The sequence below is a fragment of the Xenorhabdus sp. KK7.4 genome, assembly GCF_963876465.1.
Lineage (GTDB): Bacteria > Pseudomonadota > Gammaproteobacteria > Enterobacterales > Enterobacteriaceae > Xenorhabdus > Xenorhabdus stockiae.
Genome location: NZ_CAWNQF010000104.1, coordinates 1 through 5843 on the forward strand (window position 1 = coordinate 1; position 5843 = coordinate 5843).

5 protein-coding genes and 1 pseudogene are annotated in these 5843 nt (G+C 44.0%); 5 read left to right on the forward strand and 1 reads right to left on the reverse strand.

Going from position 1 to position 5843, the window contains the following annotated elements:
• The 5 genes and pseudogenes from AACS90_RS18330 to AACS90_RS18350 all read left to right on the forward strand — a co-directional run.
• A pseudogene (locus tag AACS90_RS18330) lies at positions 1-261 on the forward strand (DUF4123 domain-containing protein); the annotation flags it as partial.
• A complete protein-coding gene (locus AACS90_RS18335) occupies positions 258-1829 on the forward strand; it encodes a DUF2515 family protein (protein WP_153043701.1) in 1572 nt (523 codons plus the stop codon). The pseudogene AACS90_RS18330 and the gene AACS90_RS18335, both read left to right, overlap by 4 nt.
• Positions 1826-2455, forward strand: coding sequence for a hypothetical protein (locus AACS90_RS18340; RefSeq protein ID WP_099123479.1), 630 nt, complete (start codon positions 1826-1828; stop codon positions 2453-2455). The genes AACS90_RS18335 and AACS90_RS18340 overlap by 4 nt, the downstream gene beginning before the upstream one ends.
• A 77-nt stretch (positions 2456-2532) precedes the next feature.
• On the forward strand, positions 2533-3171 hold the full coding sequence (locus AACS90_RS18345) for a hypothetical protein (RefSeq protein ID WP_099123480.1): 639 nt from the start codon (positions 2533-2535) through the stop codon (positions 3169-3171).
• A 155-nt stretch (positions 3172-3326) separates the two neighbouring features.
• Entirely contained in the window at positions 3327-3959 is a 633-nt protein-coding gene (locus tag AACS90_RS18350) for a hypothetical protein (protein ID WP_099123481.1), read from the forward strand.
• A gap of 500 nt (positions 3960-4459) precedes the next feature.
• Here AACS90_RS18350 and AACS90_RS18355 read toward each other — a convergent pair.
• The coding region (locus tag AACS90_RS18355; RefSeq protein ID WP_153043703.1) for a DUF927 domain-containing protein at positions 4460-5843 on the reverse strand (1384 nt) is incomplete at its 5' end.

A 5843-nucleotide genomic window follows, 5' to 3' on the forward strand; every position in this document is an offset into this window, starting at 1 on the left:
ACATTGGGTGAGCACTTGCTGGCCGTCTGGCTACGTTCTCCCTACGGACTGAAAGTGTTAACCAGCTCACTGTATTGTGATCTATGGGAAAATCACGGCTCGATGGCGAAGCAACTGGATAAGCCTGAAGGCAGTTTGGAACCTAGGATTGAACAGTGGCTGCGACAAAAACTCGAAGCCGGGCAACATATTGAAAAAGTGTCCAGCCGGGATTACCTGCTGGTGATGGAACAAGAAAAAGAACAGGAGAAAGACCAGTGAGTAATGAGAACTCGATTTATTGCCCTGATTGCCCGAAAGTAGCTGAGCGTGTTGCTCGTATTCGGCTTGTGGCAGATTACACGGGTAAACCTATACCTAACAAGGAGTACACGGTGCTAAAGGGTGAGGCAGTCGTAACTCAGGGAGTATCTGATGGGAATGGAGTTAGCAGCGAAGAGATTTTAGCGACCATACCTCTTTTTGTCGAGATATCTCCCCGCTTTCCTGTTAGAAAGGAAGAAGTCAAATTTTTCAAACAACATCGATACGATAGCTTAACATTGAACAGATGCACTAAGTCTCTCGCAGAGTGTAAGCCTTATCTTGATAAGATATATGGAAAAGTTGTTGATGTACCTATACTCACGGCTGAATGTCTCTGGTACCGATACCAAAAAGAAGCCGAAGAGATTGTAGGGCAAGGCGGTAAATTGATTGCCGATCCTATAGAACGTAACAAACGTATTAATCAGACTTACGCTAATATATGGTTAAAGGATAATCGTTTTCAGTGGGCTGGTCTTGCTGCTTTTGCTTCGAAACAGGTGGGATGTGGGTTATTGCATGCCATTGTGATGATCAAAAAGATGCAAACTGAAGATAAGGCCATACTGCGTAGACGTGAAAGCTTACAAGAAAGAGAATTTGAGTTGAATTTTCCAACGATTACTATCCGTGAAAGTGAGAGCAGTGCCAAGGCTAAGGAAGAACTTGAAAAAGCTAGCAAAAACAATCAATTATCACCTGTTTTTTCAGGAGCATCAACAGCAATATCGGGATCAACAACAGCAGCAACAATATTATTTCCATTATCATCAGCGTCAGGAGCAACGACAGTATCATCAGTAACAGAAACAGTATCAGATTTATCCTCATTACCATCATCGCCATTGCCATCAGTACCTTCACCCGATGAACTCAAGCGTATTGGAATGTCAAAGGCAGCACAGGGGTCGTTTAATTATGTCTATACGATGATGGCACTCGGTAATACAGCGTTATTTTTGGATGTATACCCACTACATGCTTTCTACAAGCAACGTGGATTAGAGGAACTCAAAACTTGCCTAGATATACGACAAGGTATCTACGGCAATAGTGAATTCCCAGTATTGTGGCCAATAGAGCAAAAAAAATTGAAATTTGGTCTCCCTTACAAAGAGATTCTACAAACCTTTGAAGCGATAGACTTGGATAACATTGCTGAAAGTGTTAAATTCCTCGCCTACCACGAGCAGGTCAATATATTACAAACTTCAATGTACAGTGATCTCACTTTAGTTGGGTTATTGCGTAGTAATCATGCAGCTTATGTCACAAATCTTCTTCCTGCTGGTATAACTGAGTCTATTGAATTAACGCTAGCCAGTCAGTGCAAACTTCCTGATGGAGATGAGCGTGCTATTCAATTTAGCGATGATCCGCTGGCTAATCTCGCTGAGGTTAAGCAACGTATGCCTTTCGTTCTCAGGGCAGCACAACGCTTTGATGAATTGCTACATAGCAATAAACGGAATGTGATCGAAAAATCGATACAAGCTATTGCTTCAGGTGGAGGTGTAAAATGAATCTATTACGGCGCTTAGGCCTACGACGTGGTAGTTTAATCATAGTACTATCCATTGTTTTGGGTCTGACGATTATCTACTTATATCATGTCTTTTATGCCCGTGATCCAGAAATAGCCCTAGTGATCGGTGAACCTTACGAGGCGATGCGACAGCGCTCCAGTGCCGCTATTGATCCAGACATTCCTGATGAAATTTGGTACAACGAACCCAAGACAAATGCCCGCTTGCGTTTTACCGACCCGAAATATGGGTTTGTGACTCCCTTAGCCAAATTTTTTATTGTTTCCTTTAATAAAGGAATAATCAATAGCGTACGCATGTCACCACAAATCGAACCTTTGCTCTACGACGATGCGATTAAAATTGTGTTAGATTTACAAGATCAGTGGCACAAAGCGGGTTGGGTACTTACCAAAGCTAAAGAACGCCCGGCTTTAGCCAACACTCCAGAATTGCATGCTCAACTGCGTAGTATGAAAGGGGGGGCTGGAACAACTTTTTGGCAAGCAGGTGAACAGTATCAGATAATGTTAAATATAGCGCTTTTCCACGATGATGCTCATCCTGATGAAGAGCGCTATTTGATCACATTGCAGATTGCCGAGCCGTGGATAAAGCCATAGCGTAATCTCAGGTGGGTGTGAGAAGATAATACTTTCACACCCACTATCTAGGATGTTGTGTCAAATGGAGGTGTCAAATGAATCTGTTACAACGCGTGTTGCAGCAACGTGGGCGTTTAATATTGGCATCATTAATCGTTCTGAGTCTGATAGGCATCTATCTTTACCATTCTTTTAATTCCCGTGAACCAGCCGAAATAGCCTTAGTGATCGGTGAACCTTATGAGGCGATGCGGCAACGCTCCAGTGCTAAAATTAGCTCACCATATGATAATAGCATCGGGTTCAGAATCCCAAAAACGGATGCACGCTTACGCTTTACCGATACGAAATACGGGTTTATTACCCCTCCTGCACGATTTTTTACTGTTTCCTATAATAAAGGAATAATCGAGAACGTGCGCATGTCTCCACAAATCGAACCGTTACTCTATGACGATGCAATCAAGATTGTACTGGATTTACAAGATCAGTGGCGTGAAACGGGATGGGTGTTGACTCGAGCTACGGAGTCTCCAGCCTTAGCCAATACGCCCGAATTACGTGCTGAGCTTCGTAGTTTAAAAGGTTCTGAATCGACCATTTGGCAAGTAGGTGAACAGTATCAGATCATGTTGATTATGGCGCGCTTCAAAGATGACCGACATCCTGACGAAGAGCGATATTTAATCACGTTAGCGATTGCCGAGCCGTGGATAAGGAATTATTCAGACTGATGCGCTGCACTTGTTTTCTCCGATTTACCGGGCTAATGAATTAACTCGATAAATCGGGGAGCTGCACAACATTTTGATGAGTTGTTACACAGGAATAGTAAACGAAATTTGATCGAAAAATCGATACAAGCAATTGCTTCAGAGCGAGGTTTAGAATGAGTTTGTTGCAAGGCATAGATTGGCAGCGCAGTAGTTTAGTTTTATCTTTGCTTATCATTCTAGGCCTGGCAGGCATCTATCTTTATCATGTCTTTTATTCTCGCGAACCCGCCGAGATAGCCTTGGTGATCGGTGAGCCTTATGAGGAAATGCGACAACGTTCTAGTGCTGTTATTGATCCTCATATGCCTGGTCACGCTTGGTATAACACTCCAAAAACGGATGCACGCCTACGCTTTATTGACCCCAAATATGAGTTTGTGACCCCTCCAGCCCGATTTTTTACTGTTATGTTTGATGATGGAATAATCAATAGTGTGCGCATGTCACCACAAATAGAGCCATTACTTTACGATGATGCGATCAAAATTGTGTTGGATTTACAAGATCAGTGGCACAAAGTGGGTTGGGTACTTACCAAAGCTAAAGAACGCCCGGCTTTAGACAACACTCCAGAATTGCATGTTCAACTGCGTAGTATGAAAGGGGGGGCTGGAACAACTTTTTGGCAAGCAGGTGAACAGTATCAGATAATGTTAAATATAGCGCTTTTCCAAGATAATGATCATCCTGATGAAGAGCGCTATTTGATCACATTGCAGATTGCCGAGCCGTGGATAAAGCCATAGCGTAATCTCAGGTGGGTGTGAGAAGATAATATTTTCACACCCGAAATTCAGATTGACACTGACGCGCTACGCTTGTCTTCTCCGAGCTACCGGGCTAATAGATTAACCCAGCAGCTCGGAGATTTGAAAAAAGATAACCGTTACTATCGGCTATCTTTATATAACTGCACCAATTTTCACGGGATAACGGGGTAAATGACCTATTTATTATATATTTCATTGCGTTACTCTATCCCATGTTATCCCAGCCTATCCCGTAACATCATGTCACTAATTTAAATTATTTAAAATTCAATAAATTATAACCTACCAGAGAAAAATCTTTTTCGGGATAACTTCCATTGCCACGATATCACTTTATTTGTAATCACCTGATGTTACGGGATAGTGCGGGATAATACGGGATAAGTAAAATATCTATAACTAACTGATATATTTTAAAATAAATCTTTTTTATCCCAATATCCCGTTATCCCAACATTTTTTTATCTTACGTGAGGTTAATCCTCATCCCTGAAAATCAGCACCACAAACCGTCCTTGAGTACCATTGACTGAGATGGTTTTGCTGATAAAGCGATCTTTCTCCGCTTTAACCAGCATTCCAGCCTCTTCTAAGGCTTCAAAGCCGGATTTCTTCTGTAATCCCTGCAATATCTCTGCTTCAAATACACTGGGGATAATGTGGTATTCCGCCTGTCCGTCATGACGGCGGTTATGCACCAGATACCCCGCAAGATCACTAATCCTCATGGCGTGTGAGGTATCAATATCCCCGTTTGGCCTGCCGTAGGTATAAGGCTGAAAGCGTGACAGCCCGTATTTCTGGATAAAGTCACGCGTTCGCGTTATTACCTGATATTTTTCCCGGTTTCCGATGCCAAAATCGGCTAACCAGTCATCGAAACTTTGTTTTACCGCAGCATGACTCGCTTCTTTACTCCAGCCGGTGATATGGGATGCCAGCTCTCCAACGGCCTCCAGTAACGCGAAACGCACGGCAACGCGCTTGACTTGCGCTGAGGCTTCTTCTGGCAGGTTATCAAGCCATTCTTTTTCTTTACGGGCAGTCATTTCTATTGCCTGCTCCTGATACTCAGACAGCCATTGAATCCATGCCCGACCAGCTGTACCACAATAGCGTTTGGATTCACGCTTAATAGCTCTTGCATGAGAATCACCATCCTCATAGCCATTGAAACATGCCGTATCAATAAACGGTACACTGAGCAGCCTGACAAGCTGTCCGGCTTTTGGCGTGATCCCACCTTTTATCAGAAACGTTTCTAAATCTTCCTCGCCTGTTGAAAGAGCAGCAATCTTCCAGCGGATCACGGCACGGTTTCCACCTTCCCGTTTTCCCTGAATTTTACCGACACCGTTAAACAGACTGTAGGCACTGTTAGCGACTTCCTTCGGATTCGAGCTTTGTCCGATTTCGTCAATGGGCATAAAGCCATCATTACGGGCTGCGGCCTCATTGTTTAAACCGTGGTTAGTACCGTGCCACGATAATTTCAGTTCTTCGGGATCACCGTATAAGCTGCTGGTCGCCTCAACGGTGGTGGTTTTCCCTGCGGAGGATTGGGCGAATAAATGCACACCGAAGCAGCTCCCGCCTGTTAGTGAATTAAGTGGGGCAGACAATCCCACCAGTACGCCCAGCATCATTGAGCGGTTGCCTTGCAGCAATGACGCAACGTGTGTTTTCCACTGTTCGGCGCTTCCCCTGATCACATAACCGGCAATGGCGGATGTGCCACCACTAAACGCCACAGGCATATAAGGCTGACCGATAATCTCACCGTCCGGCATCACATAAGCCCCACAATGCCAGCCTGCTTTTTGTGTCACAACCCATTCACGGCGATCGCCGCTGCGTTGC